The organism is Paenibacillus sp. DCT19 (assembly GCF_003268635.1).
Taxonomy (GTDB): Bacteria; Bacillota; Bacilli; order Paenibacillales; family Paenibacillaceae; genus Paenibacillus.
In genome coordinates this window covers 5,052,125-5,071,788 of record NZ_CP029639.1, presented here as the reverse complement: position 1 = coordinate 5,071,788, position 19,664 = coordinate 5,052,125, and the positions used below count along the sequence as shown (strand labels likewise).

General features: G+C 46.5%; 16 protein-coding genes and 2 pseudogenes. 13 read left to right on the top strand and 5 right to left on the bottom strand.

What is annotated here, in order from left to right:
- The first annotated feature begins 75 nt into the window (after positions 1–75).
- Entirely contained in the window at positions 76–1,896 is a 1,821-nt protein-coding gene (locus tag DMB88_RS23175; RefSeq protein WP_254438319.1) for a peptidoglycan D,D-transpeptidase FtsI family protein, read from the top strand.
- Here DMB88_RS23175 and DMB88_RS23170 read toward each other — a convergent pair.
- Positions 1,860–3,077 carry an AI-2E family transporter gene (locus DMB88_RS23170; protein WP_254438318.1) on the bottom strand — a complete coding sequence of 406 codons (1,218 nt, stop codon included), beginning with the start codon at positions 3,075–3,077 and terminating at the stop codon, positions 1,860–1,862. The two genes, DMB88_RS23175 and DMB88_RS23170, sit on opposite strands and share 37 nt — an antisense overlap.
- Positions 3,078–3,267: 190 nt before the next feature.
- Between DMB88_RS23170 and DMB88_RS23165 the strand changes: the two genes are divergently transcribed.
- A complete protein-coding gene (locus DMB88_RS23165; RefSeq protein WP_128103249.1) occupies positions 3,268–4,698 on the top strand; it encodes a polysaccharide deacetylase family protein in 1,431 nt (476 codons plus the stop codon).
- Positions 4,699–4,846: 148 nt separating this feature from the next.
- On the opposite strand, the gene ilvD is transcribed toward DMB88_RS23165, so the two are convergent.
- The 3 genes from ilvD to DMB88_RS23150 form a co-directional block, all read right to left on the bottom strand.
- Positions 4,847–6,532, bottom strand: coding sequence for a dihydroxy-acid dehydratase (gene ilvD, locus DMB88_RS23160; RefSeq protein ID WP_128103248.1), 1,686 nt, complete (start codon positions 6,530–6,532; stop codon positions 4,847–4,849).
- Between the two features lie 317 nt (positions 6,533–6,849).
- On the bottom strand, positions 6,850–7,101 hold the full coding sequence (locus tag DMB88_RS23155) for a KGG domain-containing protein (protein ID WP_128103247.1): 252 nt from the start codon (positions 7,099–7,101) through the stop codon (positions 6,850–6,852).
- Positions 7,102–7,201: 100 nt separating this feature from the next.
- A complete protein-coding gene (locus DMB88_RS23150; RefSeq protein ID WP_128103246.1) occupies positions 7,202–8,242 on the bottom strand; it encodes an acyltransferase family protein in 1,041 nt (346 codons plus the stop codon).
- A gap of 219 nt (positions 8,243–8,461) precedes the next feature.
- Between DMB88_RS23150 and DMB88_RS23145 the strand changes: the two genes are divergently transcribed.
- From DMB88_RS23145 to mgrA, 6 genes and pseudogenes are all read left to right on the top strand, one after another.
- Entirely contained in the window at positions 8,462–9,427 is a 966-nt protein-coding gene (locus tag DMB88_RS23145) for a sugar kinase (protein ID WP_128103245.1), read from the top strand.
- Between the two features lie 84 nt (positions 9,428–9,511).
- Positions 9,512–10,176: pseudogene (locus DMB88_RS23140) on the top strand (bifunctional 2-keto-4-hydroxyglutarate aldolase/2-keto-3-deoxy-6-phosphogluconate aldolase).
- An 85-nt stretch (positions 10,177–10,261) separates the two neighbouring features.
- Positions 10,262–11,038, top strand: coding sequence for an alpha/beta fold hydrolase (locus DMB88_RS23135; protein ID WP_128103244.1), 777 nt, complete (start codon positions 10,262–10,264; stop codon positions 11,036–11,038).
- Between the two features lie 29 nt (positions 11,039–11,067).
- Positions 11,068–11,847, top strand: coding sequence for an HAD family hydrolase (locus DMB88_RS23130; protein WP_128103243.1), 780 nt, complete (start codon positions 11,068–11,070; stop codon positions 11,845–11,847).
- 37 nt (positions 11,848–11,884) lie between these two features.
- Positions 11,885–12,625 (top strand): NAD-dependent protein deacylase, encoded by a 741-nt coding sequence (locus DMB88_RS23125; RefSeq protein ID WP_128103242.1) that lies wholly within the window; start codon positions 11,885–11,887, stop codon positions 12,623–12,625.
- A 79-nt stretch (positions 12,626–12,704) separates the two neighbouring features.
- Positions 12,705–13,715 (top strand): L-glyceraldehyde 3-phosphate reductase, encoded by a 1,011-nt coding sequence (gene mgrA / locus DMB88_RS23120; RefSeq protein WP_128103241.1) that lies wholly within the window; start codon positions 12,705–12,707, stop codon positions 13,713–13,715.
- A gap of 267 nt (positions 13,716–13,982) precedes the next feature.
- On the opposite strand, the gene DMB88_RS23115 is transcribed toward mgrA, so the two are convergent.
- A complete protein-coding gene (locus tag DMB88_RS23115) occupies positions 13,983–14,924 on the bottom strand; it encodes an AraC family transcriptional regulator (protein WP_128103240.1) in 942 nt (313 codons plus the stop codon).
- Positions 14,925–15,094: 170 nt separating this feature from the next.
- Between DMB88_RS23115 and DMB88_RS23110 the strand changes: the two genes are divergently transcribed.
- From DMB88_RS23110 to DMB88_RS31510, 5 genes and pseudogenes are all read left to right on the top strand, one after another.
- On the top strand, positions 15,095–16,276 hold the full coding sequence (locus tag DMB88_RS23110) for a galactokinase (protein WP_128103239.1): 1,182 nt from the start codon (positions 15,095–15,097) through the stop codon (positions 16,274–16,276).
- Position 16,277: 1 nt separating this feature from the next.
- Positions 16,278–17,266 (top strand): annotated as a pseudogene (gene galE / locus DMB88_RS23105) (UDP-glucose 4-epimerase GalE).
- 15 nt (positions 17,267–17,281) lie between these two features.
- The gene (locus DMB88_RS23100) at positions 17,282–18,880 is read left to right on the top strand and encodes a UDP-glucose--hexose-1-phosphate uridylyltransferase (RefSeq protein ID WP_128103238.1); all 1,599 of its coding nucleotides are present in this window, start codon (positions 17,282–17,284) and stop codon (positions 18,878–18,880) included.
- 175 nt (positions 18,881–19,055) lie between these two features.
- The gene (locus DMB88_RS31515; protein WP_254438317.1) at positions 19,056–19,367 is read left to right on the top strand and encodes a pyridoxamine 5'-phosphate oxidase family protein; all 312 of its coding nucleotides are present in this window, start codon (positions 19,056–19,058) and stop codon (positions 19,365–19,367) included.
- Positions 19,368–19,369: 2 nt separating this feature from the next.
- Positions 19,370–19,642 (top strand): PNPOx family protein, encoded by a 273-nt coding sequence (locus DMB88_RS31510; RefSeq protein ID WP_254438316.1) that lies wholly within the window; start codon positions 19,370–19,372, stop codon positions 19,640–19,642.
- The last annotated feature ends 22 nt before the right edge of the window (positions 19,643–19,664 follow it).

Sequence of the window (19,664 nt, the reverse complement as noted above, 5' to 3'; positions counted from 1 at the left end):
CAGGCTTTTTGTTATTTATTGGATAAATGCATATCCTTTGCGCATACTATGCCAAAACGTAAAAGGGTGAACACGATGAATGTACACTTGAAACGCAGAATTTTTGTAGCTTGTATGCTTTTGACAGGTGTACTTGCTGTTCTTCTGCTCCGTCTAGCTTGGATTCAGATTATCCAAGTGAACCAGGTGGTTCCGGGCACCACTCGTTCTCTGCGGGAGATGTCTGTATTACAACGAGAACGGGGTGTGATGCTTGATTCGGGTCGGGGGCAATTTACAGATTATAAAGGGAAGCCACTAACGGGAACATTGCAATGGGTGCTTGTTCTTTTTCCACATCAACATGCCACCAGTTCAGGAACCACTCGACATGCAGAATCACAGTTGAACCAGCTAGCTGCTATTTTACATACGGATGTCATGAAGTTACAACAAGAATGGGAACAAGACCACACACCTCGGTTATGGACGGCAGGCAATCAGCAGCCTGTTGTATTAAGTGATTCGCAAGTAACCCAGATTCGTCAATTGCAGGATGTGGGGGCATATGTTTATCCGATGATGAGCCGATATAATCAGAGATATACGGGGATGCAGTGGCTTGGGTATTTAGCTGAGCAGCCTGATCGTTTAATATCACCAACAGCACATATCAATGAAGTGAAGCAACCATTTGCCATGAAGTCGGGAGCAGCAGGGCTAGAAAGGACGCTAGAGCCCTTGATGATGGGAATTGGACCCACATTGCTAACACGCATGGTTACAGGCGCTGGTGAGGTCATTCCCGAGATGCAGCCACGTGTTATCGCTCCAACTAATAGCCATTACCCATTACGAGTAGAGACGACGGTTGATGCAGATATCCAACAGGACTTGGAGGCCATTGCGAAGCGGTCGGGTATCCAGGAAGGAGCTGTCGTTGTACTGGATGCCGCTACAGCCGATGTGCGAGCGATGATTTCTATGCCCATGTATACGCCGCTACATGTGGAACCGACACAATCATTGTGGGCCAATCGCGCGATTCAAGGAGCCGTTCCTGGGTCTATTTTCAAAATCGTTACAGCCGCTGCGGCACTTGAAACCCATGTCGTGTCTTCACGGGAAACCTTTCATTGTAACGGGGAATGGGGGAAATACGGACTGTCTTGCTGGAAAGAGCATGGACATGGAACATTACACCTAGAAGAAGGTTTTGCTCAATCCTGTAACATCGTCTTCGCCGAGACGGCTCGCCGATTAAGCATGGAACAGTTGGAACGTACTGCTGATGCATTAGGGCTTGCGCGTACGATTGGTTGGGAGGGCAAGCATGTTGGAGGAATGCCAATTCTGCGACACTTTGATCATGAAGATGCAGGGCGGGTTCGCACTACAGCAGTTTCCTCGCAAGATGAAGGGGCTAAAGTGCAGACTTCGATTGGGCAGCGAGACACCTTGGTCACACCTCTTCAAGCAGCCAATCTAATCGTTACGCTCTTGCACGAAGGTAAGGTGAGTGCACCAAGGTTAGTCCAACGTATACGCTATGCGGATGGTGATACGATGCTGGAAATGCCTTTACATGATTCGCCATCTCATACAGGTCAGATCTCACCAGCCACCGCACATCAGTTATTGAAGTGGATGAGAGGAGTCGTGACAAATGGAACGGGAAAAACCCTGCAGCAAGCCAAGTGGCATGTTGCAGGGAAGTCTGGAACGGCTCAAGTTGAGCTGCGAGGTCATAAGCTGAACCATCAATGGTTTATCGGTTACGGACCAGTCGAAAATCCACAATATGCAGTCGCTGTGCTGGTTCAGCATGTCGCACCGGGAAGCTCTCACCAAGCCACCGCATTGTTTCGCAACATTATGGATTACTTGGCGGAGGTATCGCCATCGTCAGCAGGTTGAGACGCCTGTGCAGAAGCGTTGCTATGACGTTCAACGTCTCCTGTAGATTGACTTGCTGCTCCAGCAGCTGGTGTATCCATGACGAGTGGAGAGGAGTCAAATTCATCTTTTGGCAAGTGAATCCATTGTTGTAGATATCCTTGTTGCAGCAGTTCTTTCAGCAAGATTAACAACACTGGAGACAGTACCACGCCTGCAAGTCCGAAGATCGAGAGCGAGATAAGCATAAATGATAGCATCAAGTAAGCGGAAGAGACCCCGATGGAATTACCTGATATTTTGGGCTCCAGCAACTGGCGTGTCAGCATCGTAACTGCGAGTAGGACAACAAGACCGATGGCTAATGTACTGTTGCCGACAATAAACAGATAGACGATCCAAGGAATGAATACAACCGGCACACCGAGCAGTGGAACTAGGTCAAAGACTGCACAGATTGCAGCAATCGTAAAGGCGTTGCTTGTTCCTAAGATCAATAGACCAGCATAGATCAATACAAAGGTGATTAACATCATGATCATCTGCGCCTTTAAATAGGAACGAATGGTTTTGAACACATGATTGCGCATGAATTCAATCGCCAGCTTTAGTGTTTTTGGTGTTTTGGCACGGGCAAATTTACGCCAAGATTCAATCTCAATACTCAGGAAAAAGGCCAGAATAATGGCAATCCCGAAGTTCGTTATAAACGAAGAAAAGGAGCTTAGGAATCCGATCAGATACTGAGCACCACTCGTTACCCATGTCGAGATAAATCCAGTCAGCGTAGCAAAATACTCGTTTACTTTGTCCATGACGGTTACAGGCAATGCATCGGATTTATCCTGTGCGAAATGAACAAGGTTCGTAAATTGCTGTTGAACCATTTCAATATAGTACGGAAAATTGTCTTGCAGGTTGGAAATCTGGGAGATAATGATTAGCCCCAATCCAAAAAATACAGCCACAATGACCCCGAGAAATAACAAAACCGAAACAGCAGCCCCGAGTGTCTTCGGTAATCCTCTTCGATGTAGAAAACGAGCCAGTGGTTCAATCATCCAATACACAATAAAGGAAAGAAAAACGGGGGCAGCAATTTGATACAAACGGCTGAAACCGTACATGATAAAATAAACGGTCAACACGAGTAACGCAATGTCGAAAACGGTGCGTCCATATTTTTTGTATAACGGTAACATAGGCTCTACTCCTTCGTATGTATAAGGTGAAAGGTAAAAATAGGAATGCATTCATTGTACACGATCATGCTCTTTTTGGGAAAATAGGATTCAAGATAAGTCTGAATTGTGATAAAATGATAGGTGGTTTCTTTTCCATAGCACACAACGTGGTGGCCATAATTCAGCGAGAGAGACGGGGAATTGAAGCATGACGAGTTTACTTTACAGCCTATTTTTATGGGCATTGTATATTTCATCGTTTTACGCCTTTATTCCAAGTTTGATTAGTAGACTTTTTGGTTTGCGGGTATTCAGGCGAGGAAAAAGCGAGACCGATTTCGCTCTAACATTCGACGACGGGCCGGATCCGGTGTATACACCAAGGCTGCTGCAGCTGCTCAAGCAATACAATGCCAAAGCGACATTCTTCGTTGTTGGGGAGCATGCAGACCATCATCGGGATTTAATTCAGCGAATGCATGAGGAAGGGCATCTAATCGGAATTCATAATTATATTCATAAGACGAACTGGTTAATGAGACCTCAAACTGTGCGTAAGCAGATTCAGCAGACAGGGCAGATTATTCATGAAGTGACCGGGGTAAAAACCTGTTATTACCGACCGCCATGGGGCATTATGAATCTGTTTGATTTTTTCAGCAAAAAAGATCGGAAGATCATATTGTGGTCATCCATGTTTGAAGATTGGAAAAGCCATGTAGGGGTGCAGAAACTTACTAAACGAATGCTGAAGGAACTAAGAGGTGGCGAGGTTATGCTATTGCATGACCGTGGTACAACGCTGGGAGCTGACGCACAAGCGCCAGAACATATGCTTGAGGCTTTGGAGACTGTGCTCCAAGAGGCCAATAGGCGGGGGCTGCACAGTGTGCGTGTGGATACCTTGATGTTGCAAGGAGGTGTATCAATGAGTGAATCTCAAAAGAGCAGTCATTCTCAAGTTCAGTTATCCTTCTGGAAGAGAGGCATTGTCGCGTTATGGCTACTCTGGGAGAACATATTTCACTGGATGTATCATCTGAGGACAGCTTCGCCGGAAGACCCGATGTTACATTACCGCGCACGTGTGTACCACGGTGCCATGGTTGAAATGAACGATGGACATGTGATGCAGAACGGGGATCAGGTTATTGAACTTCATTTTGATAATAAAAAATTATTCGAACTTGGCATGACCTCCCGTTCCAGTATGCACTTAGCCATTCGCATGATTCGTGCAATAGAGCAGCAGTTGCCTGATTTGGCTCGACAGATCGCTTCCGATCCGAAGCTTAGCTCAGCTAAAGCATTGTATGGCGTGAGCATGATTAATCGTGGACCGGAGAAGTTTGGCTTTACTGTTCGGGATTTGCCCCCTGGGCCGTTTAGCGCTGCTTCTAAGATCTATTTGAAATTACTGCTCAGTGTGATTCATCCTGCAGGAACTAAACGTCTGAAACAGCGTTCCGAACAGCTCGTACCCAAAGTGATTTCCATGCCGATGGGACATCTATTGCAGCACTATGGAACGAGAAGCGTCGCTACAGCGACGGTTGAGCAGGTTCACGCTACTTTGAAGGAGCCTCAACAAGAGTTGTTGTCAGGAGCTGAATTGAAAAACGTTCCACCAATGCGGTAAGGCCGCATGTATAACTACAGATACAAGTGTCATATTTACTTTGTTCTATACTTCTAATGTGTAAAAGAAAAAGGGAGGTTACTTACCGTATTGGTAAGCAACCTCCCTTTTGTTATGGTTTCTAATAAATGTTATGGAACCATTTAAATTAGATTTTCAACACGCCACCGTTACTTGCGTTCGTTACGAGTTTGGAGTAACGAGCCAGTAATCCGGTTTTCACTTTTGGCTCAAAGCCTTTCCAACCTGCACGACGACGTTCGAACTCCTCGTCACTGATGTGCAACTCGATGATCCGGTTGTTCAGGTCAAGCTCAATGATATCTCCTTCTTCAACAAAGGCGATTGGACCGCCTTCAGCCGCTTCTGGGGAGATATGTCCGATACTGATTCCGCGGGATGCGCCAGAGAAGCGTCCATCAGTGATCAGACCGACTTTAGCACCGAGACCCATACCAACGATCTGGGAAGTTGGAGCAAGCATCTCAGGCATACCTGGTCCGCCTTTTGGTCCTTCATAACGGATAACTACAACATGTCCTTCTTTAACTTTGCCATTCGCAATGCCTGCCAGAGCTTCATCTTGAGAGTCGAAGCAGATTGCTGGACCTTTGTGATATCCGCCAACCGAAGCATCTACTGCGCCAACTTTGATAATAGCTCCTTGAGGTGCAAGGTTACCGAACAATACAGCCAGTCCACCTTTTTCAGAGTGCGGATTATCTATTGTGTGGATACAGTTGGTATCTTGAATTTCTTGACCTTCAACGTTCTCACGGATCGTTTTACCTGTTACAGTAATACAATCTGCGTGGATCGCGCCTGGTTTCTTCAGCAATTCGTTCAGAACTGCACTTACGCCGCCTGCATTGTGAACATCTTCGATGTGCAGATCAGAAGCTGGAGCAAGCTTAGCCAGATGTGGTACGCGGTTAGCTACTTCATTGATGCGCTCGATTGGGTAATCGATGCCTGCTTCATGAGCCAGTGCCAACGTATGCAGTACAGTATTAGTAGAACCACCCATAGCCATATCCAGAGCGAACGCGTTATCAATTGCTTCAACTGTAACGATATCGCGTGGTTTCAGGTCGAGCTTGATGAGTTCCATCAATTGTTTAGCAGATTGTTTAACAAACTCACGACGCTCAGGAGCAACAGCCAGAATAGTTCCGTTACCTGGCATAGCCAGTCCCATTGCTTCCGCCAGACAGTTCATGGAGTTAGCTGTGAACATACCGGAGCATGAGCCACAAGTTGGACAGCCGAACTGTTCAAGCTCAAGCAAGCTCTTGTCATCAATTTTACCTGCTTGGTAAGCACCCACACCTTCAAATACGGAAGTCAGGGAGAGAGCTTTACCGTTGCTATCACGACCCGCTTTCATCGGTCCACCACTTACAAACACGGTAGGGATATTACAACGAAGTGCACCCATCATCATACCTGGTGTGATTTTGTCACAGTTCGGGATACATACCATACCGTCGAACCAGTGAGCGGATACTACCGTCTCAACGGAATCGGCAATGATATCACGGCTTGGAAGGGAGTAACGCATACCAATGTGTCCCATTGCAATCCCATCGTCAACACCGATAGTGTTGAACTCGAATGGAACGCCGCCAGCTTCACGGATTGCATCTTTTACAATTTTACCAAACTCCTGCAGATGCACATGGCCAGGAACGATATCAATGTAAGAGTTACATACGGCAATAAACGGCTTGCCAAAATCTTCTTCTTTTACGCCTGCGGCACGCAACAAACTGCGGTGCGGTGCACGGTCAAAACCTTTTTTGATCATATCGGAACGCATCTTATTGGCTGACATGGTGTATTTCCCCCAAATTATATAATGTATTCGAGCAACATGAATGGAAATAAAATGGCAGTGGCTCTGTCGTTAAATTTCATCCGTACTCTAAAAAAATAGACCGACAATTGCCGGTTCGAGCTTCCCGTAGTTTGTGAAATTCTTTGCTGCTTTAAACCCGTGAACAACCCGGTTTTTTTATAGAGTCTATCACAATCGTCGTCATATTTCTACAATCAATAGAAAGAAGCCGTCTTCCAAATCCATGGAGTTCGACTTCTAAGTTAGAAACACAGCTATTCCTATATATTTCGGATCAACATGTCCAAGATCAATTAGTTGCTTCCACCTTTGCGTCCAATTTCTCGATAGAATTCCTTATCATGCGTCTCGGAAGTGGCGATTCCGCCCTTGCGTCCAATCTCTTTATAAAAGTCTGTATCATGGGCATCGGAGGTCGCTTCACCGCCTTTTTTACCAATGGTTTGGTAGAAGCTACGATCATATTTTTTTGAGGTGGCTTTGCCCCCCAATCGCCCTGCTTCCTCGCGAGTCATTTTGTGTTCAGACATTTGTGGACGTGCCATTACAAATCACTCCTTAGTTGATAAGTTGTTTTTTGTAGCGCGTATGCCTATTTACCACGGTCTTTGCAGGCTGAAACAAAATGATTCGGACACATTATAATCATGCAGAGCGTTTGGAAACCTCCTGACGATGGAAGGTGAAACGCGAAAGATTGGGTTCAATAAGCGGTCTGAATGTGTGGCGAACCGCCGGATGTGCAAGCATAACAGCGAACAGGACTGCGATCACAATGATGACCGGAATATATAAACTACTTTCCATATAATTATATACGCCAGACCAGATCACGAAACGAACGAGAAATCCGTGCAAGAGGAACACATACAGGGTGCGGCGTCCCATTTCTGTTATTCTGGAAGTGAGTGTAGGAACCCAAGCTAGAAATAATGCAGCTGACCCAAACTGTACACCGTACACGCCCAGACGGTAGATGCCTGCATACCATTCGGAATGACCTAGTTCAGCATAAGTCATACTTCCCAGCAGCCAGCCAGGTGAGAGCGGAATTCCCCCTATACCAATCAAAATGAGTACACCCACGGAGAATAGTGCAGCTACATAACGACTCCAGTTTGATTTTATATGGGAGCGAATGGCTGTTCCGTAGTCATAACCGATGATAAAGAACGGAAGGAATACAAATGTGCGACAGAAGCTGAGCCAGAAACCGTCTACAGGTAAATATCCAGCGATGATTCCAAGAATAATGGAGCCAATCAACCGATAGATCGGTTTCCAAGATAATGTGACACGAAGCAAGAGCCTCCAGCAGAAATGACTGGCTAGGAACCATAATAACAAGTAAGGTGCAAAAAAAGATAAGCGCATATGTGGTGTGTGGAACACGGTGAAATCCATCAATGCGTACAAGGATTGAAATAGTACATATTGGATAGCGATGTGCTGAAGCACACGTTTACCCGATTCTCCTTGAAGAGAGTGTCTAGCAAAATACCCAGTTACCCAGACGAATAATGGCATATGAAACGTATATATCCACAGGAACAATGTCTCTGCTCCAGCAAAACGTGCAATAATTGGTTCGAGTGCGTTACCTACAAGAACACAGACGATGAGCATGAATCTTAAATTGTAAAAAAACGAATCTGGATCATCGATACGTGTTGTCCGAATGTTCATGATGTAGCCTCCTGTTACCCCTTTGTATGCGAAAAGTGCTTCTGCAATAAGGGTAATATGAAAGTGGTTCATCTATTGTGATATTTTTCACAATAGAAAGCGTTATCCTTTCACCAAGCTGTGACAACAAAATGAACGCTTTGGGATTGACAACGCTTGCATACGGGATGACAATGGTACAAGAAGATGAGAAACTGTAAATATAAGGAGGGATGAAATATGTCAACGAAAACGAGCCAAAGCCCTGATATTATCACGTTTGGTGAGAGTATGGGGCTTCTGACAGCCAAGGATACTCGTGGATTGGAATACGCAGCTTCATTAGATAAATCATTTGGTGGCGCAGAGAGCAATCTGGCGATTGGTGTCGCACGTCTTGGCCATTCAAGCGGCTGGTTTGGACGTCTTGGTAAAGATGCATTGGGTAGCATGATCCTGAAGGCGATTCGGGGTGAAGGTGTAGATGTATCTAGAGTAAGTCTGAGTGATACGGAACCTACGGGTCTAATGATTCGTGAGAACGCTTCCGGGAAAGCATCGGTTCATTATTATAGGAAGTTATCTGCTGCTAGCGCGATGACACCACAGGATCTGGATCAGGACTATATTGCAGGTGCAAAAATATTGCATGTTACTGGCATTACAGCAGCGATCAGTCCAGAAGGTCTTGCTACCGTTGAAGCTGCTATACATATCGCCAAACAGGCTGGTGTGAAGGTAAGTTTTGACCCGAATCTGCGCTTGAAGCTCTGGTCGATCGAAGAAGCGCGTCCTGTCATCCTTCGGCTGGCTGAACAGGCAGACTATTTCTTGCCTGGTCTGGATGAGATGAAGCTGTTATACAACGAAGAAGATGATCAAAAGGTGCTTGATCGCTTATCTGCTCTGGATGCGGTCTGCATTGTAAAAGGCGGTCCTGATTTGACCTATGTATTAGTGAATGGTACCCTAACGGAAGTTCCGTACTTCAAAGCGGATCATGTGCTGGATACGGTCGGAGCGGGTGATGGTTTCTGTGCAGGATTCCTGTCAGGCATCATCAAAGGTTATTCCCCTCAAGAGGCTACTCGACTAGGAAACCTGACAGGTTCTATGGTGATACAGGCTGTGGGGGACTGGGAAGCACTCCCGACGTGGGAGCAGGTAGAGGCTAAGCTGAACAACGTAGCTCATGTTGAGCGCTAGTCGCTGCTGATATCATGAATGTCTCATCTTCGTTCTAAATGTAAGGATTGCAATGACGATCACATTGACAAGGGAGAGAATGAAATGAAGAAGCTTCAGCTACTGCAAAAAATAACGGACAACGGCGTCGTTGCCGTCCTGCGTGCGGATTCTGCCGATCAAGTTATCGCGATGGCGGAACAAGCCATTGCTGGTGGGATCAAAGTCATTGAGATCACCATGACAGTTCCCAGTGCCCTCAAAGCGATTGAGAAATTAAGTCGTGTCTATCATTGGAATACACAGGATCCTGAGAAGTTTGCCATTATTGGTGCGGGCACCGTTCTAGAACCCCAAACAGCGCGTGCAGCTATTATGTCAGGTGCTGAATTCGTCGTTGGGCCATCTCTGAATCCAGATACCGTTCAGATCTGCAACTTGTATCGTATCCCTATTTTGCCAGGTGTGATGACGATTGCAGATGTTCAGCGTGCTTTGGAACTTGGCGTTGATATTGTGAAATTATTCCCAGGTAATCTGTATGATCCTTCAATTATCAAAACAATGAAAGGCCCAATGCCGCAGGCGAACTTTATGCCAACAGGTGGGGTTTCTTTGTCTAACTTGGGTGATTGGATCAAGGGTGGTGCGGTAGCGGTAGGAATTGGTTCCGACTTGACGACCGAAGCAGTAAAAACGGGGACTTGAGTCATGTCCGTCGCAAAGCGGAACAATATATGGACGCTTATCGTAAGGCCAAAGCCGAATAGGATGAATATGCGGGGAATGAGAGCCGGGACGTCTGTGGCTCTCATTCTTGCGAGCCGCGGCACCTGCGGAAGCGAAGAAAGGTGAATGAAGTTGAGAAATAGGAATCGGTACAACACAGGGCGCAAGAAAAGGGGCATATGGAAATTCCTGCTCGTTCTTCTGGCGCTCATTGTCATTGGTTTAGGATATGTTGGTTATAAATTGTTAACCCCTTACGGACCACAAGAAGTGGCTCAAAACGCTATGGAAACTGCGGATCAGGTCACGGTGAGTGAGCAAGAGAATTGGATTGATTTTGCTCCTGATAAGCCTGAAGGTGTGAGCGTTATTTTCTATCCGGGTGGATTGGTTAAGCCGGAAAGTTATGCACCGTTCGCCCATCAATTAGCGGAAGCAGGCCATCATACGATTATCGCCAAAATGCCTGTCAATCTGGCGGTACTCAAGCAAGATCTAGCTGATGAGATTCGGAATGCATATCCTGACGAAACATTTGTCATGGGTGGACACTCTCTAGGTGGATCAATGGCTGCGCGTTATGCAGCTGCTCATCCTGATGCACTCAAAGGTATATTTTTCTTGGCATCTTATCCAGATGAAAAAGGTAGCGTAAAATCATTGGATATTCCAGCACTGTCTATTCTGGGAACGAATGATGAGGTTGTGAATTCGGCGAAATATCAAAGTGGGCGGGCTTACTTGCCTGAGGATACCGTGTATTATACCATCGAAGGAGGAAATCACTCCCAATTCGGTGATTATGGTCACCAGAGCGGTGATGGAGAACCTAGAATCAGCGAAGAAGAGCAGTTAACACAGACGGTAAAAACTGTTTTGGATTGGCTGCAGGGCATTCAATAGATAGCCTGTTGCTACAGGGAGGATACCATATGACCTTCAAGCTTCATGTACAAAATTTAGCGTACCCCTGCGAGGGCATTCTCTTTGACAAAGATGGAACTTTGCTGGAGTTTCTGCAATTATGGGGGCCTTGGGCAGAGACCATGTTACGTCAATTGGAAGAAGCACTTACCGTACGGGGGGTCACGTTTACGGTTGATCGTGGTGACGTGTTAGGCACGAAGCATGACGGTGCAGGCAAGATCATCGGATACGATCCTCAGGGGCCATTCGCGATTGCTACAGTAGATGAAAGCAATGGATTATTGGCTGGACAGTTGTATGCTGCTGGCATCCCATGGAACGAATCAATCACGATGATTCGCAAGTTCTCAAGTGTAGCTATGCGAGAGGTGCGTCAAAATAAGCTTGCAGAGCCTATGGCCGGTCTCCTGCCATTTTTGCAGCAATGCAGAGATTCATCCATTCCGATGGCGGTAGTAACCTCTGACAGCACCGCAGCAGCAGAAACACATCTGGATTGGATGGGGATTCGATCCTTTTTTACATCTATCGTTGGCTCTGATCGGGTTACATTAGGCAAGCCAGATCAAGAATCGGTTATGCTGGCTTGTAAGGAATTACATATTCGTCCTGATCGAGCGATTGTGATTGGTGACAGTAACGGGGATATGCAAATGGGACGTAATGCAGGGATATCTTGCGTTATTGGATTCTGCCCACAAAATCAAGCTACTGACCATTTACATGATGCCGATGTCATTATCCGAGCTTATGAGGAGCTAAGCTTGTTTCCTAACGAAAATTGAAGGTTCGGCGGTTCATTTCAGTAGAGGGGGAGAGAGGATGAACGCAACAGAACAATTGACCTCCTGGATTCAGGAGAGTACAAAAATTGTTTTTTTCGGCGGGGCAGGGACTTCAACAGAAAGCGGAATTCCCGACTTTCGTTCTGCCGCAGGCCTGTATCAAACGGAGCAGCATTCCCCTTATCCACCGGAGGAACTGCTGAGTCGTCATTTTTTTGATCAGCACGCGGACATCTTCTATGATTTTTATCGGGGGAAGATGCTCCATCCAGATGCCGAGCCAAATGGCTGCCATCGATTGCTTGCACGCTTGGAGAGTGAAGGGCGTCTACAAGCGGTTATCACGCAAAATATCGACGGTTTACATCAGAAGGCTGGTAGCAAGAATGTGCTTGAATTGCATGGTTCTGTTCATCGTAATGCGTGTATGGATTGTAAACGTTTCTACTCGCTGGATGATATCATTCGTTCTCAAGATATCGTTCCCCGCTGTACCTCCTGCGGAGGGGTAGTCAAGCCGGATGTGGTGCTGTACGAAGAGGAGTTGGATCAGAATACGTTGTATCTCTCAGTGGATGCGATCTCTACAGCGGACTTATTATTGGTGGGTGGGACGTCGCTTACCGTACAGCCTGCAGCTCAGCTTATTACGTACTTTCAAGGCAAGCATACCGTGCTGCTTAACGCTACACCTACCGCGTATGATCGTCAGGCTGATTTACTGATTACAGAGCCCATCGGTGAGGTAATGAATACTGTGGATCAGCTTCTAGGTTAGAAAGCAAATCAAATAACCGCACGCTCCGGTATGGTGCCGGATGAATAGAAGCGGAATCTGGGGAAAGAAGGGATTCAATATGGTCTACGTGGCCAGCGATACACGCTACGAGGTAATGAAATATAATCGAGTGGGACGTTCCGGCTTGAAACTGCCGGCTATTTCACTTGGACTTTGGCATAATTTCGGTGGTATTAATAATGCAGAGAATGGACGTAACATGATTACGCGTTCGTTTGATCTAGGTATTACACACTTTGACCTTGCCAACAATTACGGACCTCCGGCAGGTTCAGCAGAGCAATTGTTTGGACAGGTGCTGGCACAGGATCTGAAGCCCTATCGAGACGAGCTTATCATCTCCACCAAGGCTGGGTATTATATGTGGCCTGGGCCTTATGGCGAGTGGGGCTCCCGCAAAAATCTCGTATCTAGTCTGAATCAGAGTCTGAAACGGATGGGACTCGATTATGTCGATATCTTTTATTCCCATCGCTATGATCCGGAAACACCACTGGAAGAAACGATGATGGCTCTAGACCATATCGTGCGTTCAGGTAAAGCCCTCTATGTGGGTATCTCAAACTATCCTGCAGAACAGACCAAGCAAGCAGCAGAAATTCTGAAAGGCCTTGGAACACCGCTTTTGATTCATCAACCCAAATATTCGATGTTGGATCGCTGGATTGAAGACGGGTTACAGGATGTCTTGGAGGAATATGGTGCGGGTAGTATTGCTTTTTGTCCACTTGCTCAAGGGTTGCTCACGAACAAGTACCTGAATGGAATTCCTGAGGATTCTCGTGCAAAAGGGCCGTCTGTATTTCTCAATGAAAATAACATCTCACCAGAGACGCTGCGGAAAGTCCGCGCGCTCAATCAGATTGCGGCTGCGCGTGGCCAGAGTCTGGCTCAGTTCGCACTTGCTTGGGTACTACGGAGTGGCAAAGTGACATCTGCATTGATCGGTGCAAGCCGTCCTGCTCAGATTGAGGAGAATGTAGCAGCGCTAAGCCAACTGGATTTCTCTACCGAAGAATTGGAGCGCATTGAATCCATCCTTCGTCCTGAGCATGCTGACAAGCAATAATTTCTCTGTTCCAGGCATTCCTTATAGAGGGTGTTTAAAAGTCCATTTTGAACACGAACTTATAGGGAGCTGAAGACCGAAGTTATGCTTTAAATAAATGCAGTGAAAAAGGTGCATCTTAGCCATATCGGCGTAGATGCACTTTTTTTTAGATAATCGAATTTATAAGTTTTCAACAGAGTTGAACAATTCAATTCAATTATCGCAAGAAAAATCATAACTAAACGTGGTCTGTCTTCTGTAAAAGTACGACGGTAAGCATTTTTCTTATGTTTTCTTGGCTGAGTTACTTCTGGAAAGCATGTTCTCTCTATATAGACTAGGAGCCTCACCGTGAAATCGTTTGAACTGTTTGGAGAAGTAGAGCGCATCCGCGATCCCTACAGAGTCAGAGATTTGTTCAATGGATAGGTCTGGTCGTTCACGTAGCAACTGTCGCGATTTATCAATGCGCAGCTTGAGCAGATACGTGACTGGAGTAAGGCCGGTTTCTTGTTTGAATATACGTGATAGATAGGCGCGATTGTAACCAAGGCTGGCTGACATCTGTTCAATAGACACAGGATAGGCATACTGCGTCGACATGTATTGGATCATCTGTTTGACCGTTCTGCGTATGGAAGATTCACCTGGAATTAAAGTTTGATCTTCAGCAAGGTGATTTTGCGCTTCGGCGAGAATCATATACAGTGTGCCTAGAGAGGTAAAATGAGAGCTTTCCTTGCGCTGGGCAAAAGCCTCCTGCATGACAGATAGCCAGTCCGCAATGCCGCATGCCGTCCCGGCATGAAATACGGATTTCTCTGGTCGGAACCCAGCAGCGTCTGTATGTTGGCTCGCTTGAGTTCCCGTATAGGCGATCCAGCGATATTGCCAAGGATTACGTGCATTGGATTGGTAGCTCACCAATTGTCCAGGGTGAATGAGGAAGCAGTCTCCAGCTGTTAACTCGTATGAATGCAGTTCTGTACGGAATGTTCCGGCGCCCTTCTCTACATAATGTAGTAGGTAATAATCATACAATTTCGGTCCAAGCGCGTGTCCAGGTAACGTCTGACTTGCTCCTGCAAACAGGACATGCAGTGCGCCTCTTTCATAATATACGGGATTGGAGGCTACCGAATAACTAAGCGCACCACTTTTGCCCGACGTCTCTTGTAGCTTCGGGTTTGGCAGGTTTGGGGTTTGCTCTGATCGGGACTCAGTCATGAGTACAAGCCTTCTTTCTATCTACATTGAGAATGTGTTATTTGCTCCATTATACGTGTTAAGGTCACATTTATCCATATGAAACACACATGGTTGCATTTCAAGAGGTATCGCTTTCTTATATAATTACATTAAGAAAACACACAACATTGAGATGAGGTGCAGCAGCAGTGAGCATAAATGAATTGAAACAAAAGTTTATTGATAAGTACGGAGAAAGTGGAGCGGACATCCGTGTATTTCATGCGCCTGGTCGTGTGAATCTGATCGGTGAGCATATTGATTACAACGGTGGATACGTCCTTCCGGCAGCACTTGAATTTGGTACAACTTTGGTTATTCGGGAGCGAGAGGACAACAAGCTGCAACTGGCTTCCACGAACATGTCCTACGAAGGGACGTTGACAACTTCTTCTGTTGGTGAAGAGAAAACGGGTGAATGGACGGATTATCCTGTTGGTGTCATGGTTGAGCTTGCAGGTAAAGGTGTGAAGGTAACGAAAGGGTATGACTTCCTATACCACGGTGAAATTCCGAACGGCGCAGGACTCTCATCGTCTGCCTCCTTGGAAGTTCTTACCGGATACGCGATCCAATCATTAGAGGGCGTGTCCGATATTGATACCGTGCAGCTAGCACTGCTGTCGCAGAAGGCGGAGAATGAGTTTGTTGGCGTCAACTGCGGAATTATGGATCAGTTCGCTGTCGCCAACGGTGCAGAGGATCATGCGATTCTGCTGATGTGTGATACCCTTGAATACGAGAAAGTGCCTTTCCGGACAGGTTCCTATAAACTGATTATTGGTAACACGAACAAACGTCGTGGGTTGGTAGATTCGGCTTATAATGAACGCCGTTCTCAATGCGAGCAGGCACTTGCCATTTTGAAGGAACAGCTGCCTGCACTGAATTACCTGGCGCAATTGACGCCAGAGCAGTTCGTAACACTTCAAGATCAGATTACAGATGAGAAAGTGAGACAGCGTGCACAGCACGTCGTCGAAGAGAATGCACGTGTACTGGCATCGGTAGAAGCATTGCGCGAGAATGACCTCGTTACCTTCGGCAAGCTGATGAATGCTTCACATGAATCGCTTCGTTCTTTATACGAAGTAAGCTGCGAGGAACTGGATGTTATGGTGGAAGAAGCTCAGCGGATTCCAGGTACACTTGGTGCTAGGATGACGGGTGCAGGATTTGGTGGTTGCACCGTATCTCTGGTGCATGAAGATGATGTAGAACGCTTTGTTAGTGAAGTTGGGGCAGCGTATGAAGCACGTACGAGTCTCCAAGGTGAGTTTTATGTGTGCGGAGTAGGCGACGGTGTTAAAGAATTGAAGGAGGCGAAGTAAAATGGCAATTTTGGTGACAGGTGGAGCAGGATATATTGGTTCGCATACGGTAGCGGCTTTGTTGGAACGTGGTGAAGAGGTTGTTGTTCTGGATAACTTGCAAACAGGGCATCGCGAAGCATTGCTCGGCGGTAAATTGTATGAAGGGGATCTTCGTGACAAAGCAATTCTGAAGAAGCTGTTCGCAGAGAACTCGATTGACGCAGTTATTCACTTTGCAGCGAACTCTTTGGTAGGCGAGAGCATGACAGCTCCGGTTAAATACTATGACAACAATGTCTTCGGTACATTGTGCTTGCTGGAAGCTATGAACGAAGCGAATGTGCGTAAAATTGTATTCTCCTCTACAGCAGCAACCTACGGTGAGCCTGAGAAGGTGCCAATCGAAGAGAGCGACCGTACAGAACCAACCAACGTATACGGTGAAACAAAGCTCATGATGGAGCGCATGATGTCTTGGTTCGATAAAGTACAGGATATCAAGTATGTATCCCTGCGTTACTTCAATGCAGCCGGCGCTCATGACAGCGGCAAGATCGGTGAAGATCACCAACCTGAAAGTCACTTGATTCCACTCGTGTTGCAAACAGCACTGAAACAACGTTCACATATCGCTGTGTTTGGTGACGATTATGACACTGAGGATGGAACATGTATCCGTGACTACATTCACGTAAGTGATCTGGCAGATGCGCATTTGCGGGCTGTAGATTACCTTCGTAAAGGCGAGAACAGCAACGTGTTTAACCTTGGTAACGGTACAGGATTCTCAGTTAAACAAGTCATCGAAACAGCTAAGAAAGTGACTGGATTGGATATTCCGGTTGTCCAAGAGCCACGTCGTGCAGGTGACCCAGCAGTTCTGGTTGCTTCGTCTGCTAAAGCAAGAACCGTGCTGGGCTGGAACCCAACACGTACCAACCTGGAAGATGTCATTCAGAGCGCTTGGGCTGGCACCAGTCTCACCCTAATGGCTACGGGAAAAACTAGGAGGCGAATACCCATATGTCACAGACTCATAATGCAGCAGGTGCCACAGAGCGGACACCCGAGCAGCAGGAAGCACTGCATGCCATTGAACGTCTGGTTGCATTTGCTCTGCACAATAAGCTGATTGAAGAAGCAGACTGGGATTATAGCCGTAATCTCTTGCTGGAACAGTTCGGATTCTCAGAACCTTATGCTGGAACATTAGACAATTCTGTACCCGATGGTCCACAGGCCATGCTGGATACATTGATTGATTATGGATTCACAATTGGTCTTATACCTGAAAATACAGATACGTACCGTGATTTGCTGGATGCCAAAATTATGGGTCATCTTATGGCTCGTCCATCCGAAGTCGTTCGTGCTTTCCGTCATACGGAGCAGACCGAAGGCATCGAGGCGGCAACCAAGCAGTTTTATGAGCTATCGATTCACTCTAACTATATCCGGATGGACCGGATCGCGAAGAACGTATACTGGACACAGGACACGGCTTACGGCGATATGGAGATTACCATTAATCTATCGAAACCGGAGAAAAGTCCGAAAGAGATCGCTATGGCAAAATTACTGCCACCACCGGTCTATCCGAAATGTCAGTTGTGTCGTGAAAATGTAGGGTATGCGGGTCGGGTGAATCACCCCGCTCGTCAAAACCTGCGTGTAATCCCGTTGGAGCTGAACGGTGAGCCTTGGTTGTTCCAATACTCGCCATATGTGTACTACAACGAGCACTGCATTATTTTCCATCATGATCATGTACCAATGAAACTGACTAAAGATACGCTGCGCAGACTGCTTGCTTTTGTTGGAGAGTACCCACATTACTTTATCGGCTCTAACGCCGATCTGCCGATCGTAGGTGGCTCAATTCTGACGCATGACCATTTCCAAGGTGGACGTCATACATTTGCGATCCAAAATGCACAGCCAGAGGCAGTATTCCGTCACGCGGATGCACCTGGACTTACGCTAAGCCTCGTGAAATGGCCGATGTCTGTTATGCGACTGGCTTCCCACGACCCAGCAGAGCTGCTTGAAGCAGGTAACGCTGTATATGAAGCGTGGAAGGTCTACAGTGATTCCACAGTGGATATCGAAGCGTTCAGCGATGTGGAAGGGGAACAGGTACCGCATAACACGGTAACCCCAATCGTTCGCCGTAGTGCAGACGGTGGTTATGAGATGGATCTCGTTCTACGTAATAACCGGACGAATGATGTGCATCCTGAAGGTATTTTCCACCCGCATCGTGAGATGCACCACCTGAAGAAGGAGAATATCGGACTCATTGAAGTTATGGGTCTTGCGATTCTGCCAGGGCGTCTGAAAGAAGAGCTGGATGGTATTGCTAATATTTTGGCAGGAGACAACGAGCTTGCTGAGGCGGCACAGGCTGCGGATCATGATCTGAACAAGCATCTGCGCTGGACCGAAGAATTGAAGCAGAACCATGGCGCTAACTTAACCAAAGAAGAAGCGGTTGCGCTTGTGCAGCAACAAGTTGGTTTGAAATTTGCTGAAATTCTGGAACATGCAGGTGTGTACAAACATGATGAAGCCGGCCGTCAGGCGTTCCGTCGTTTTGTAACTAGCATGGGCTATACCGAATAACATAGACATTCCAATCTTCTTCACAAAAGAATATCTATGAAATCCAAAGCACCCGCTCAATCAGGAGCGAGTGCTTTTGGTGTTTTGCTGATCGTTTGGAATGGGATTCTCACCCATGTATAATGAGAAGAAGTGTGTAGAAGCACAATGATTATGAAGAAACGGGGACGAATAATTGGAAAAGCAGGCATTGAATATTCCATTGATTACTGACGCGAATGAATTGCAGAGCATGGTAGGAGAACCGCATGAACATGTACGGAATAAGGCAATCTCCTATGTAGATTCACATGTTCAGAATTTTGTATCCATGTCACCCTTGTTTTTCTTATCCACGTCCGATCAAGACGGGAAGAGCGATGTTTCTCCTCGGGGCGATGAAGCAGGATTTGTGAAAGTATTAGACCAATTTCGTTTGGTTTATCCTGAACGTCCGGGCAATCGCCGTATTGACTCATTAATGAACATATTATCTAACCCAGGGTAGGTATGCTTTTCCTGATTCCAGGTATGAATGAAGTGCTGCGTATTAACGGGACAGCCTCTATTACGAAGGATGCCGAATTTATCGGAAGTATGAATTGGAACGGTAAGACAATTGGTGCGGCTGTGATTGTGGATGTGGAAGAATGCTTTATCCATTGTCCTCGTGCGTTTAAACAGGCAGGGTTGTGGGATTCTGAAACTTGGGCACAATCGGAGGATTTGCCGTCCTCCAGTGAAATGTTCCGCGCACATTTGCAGATTAACGGATTGTTATAAAGTTAGCATCTATAGATTTGTT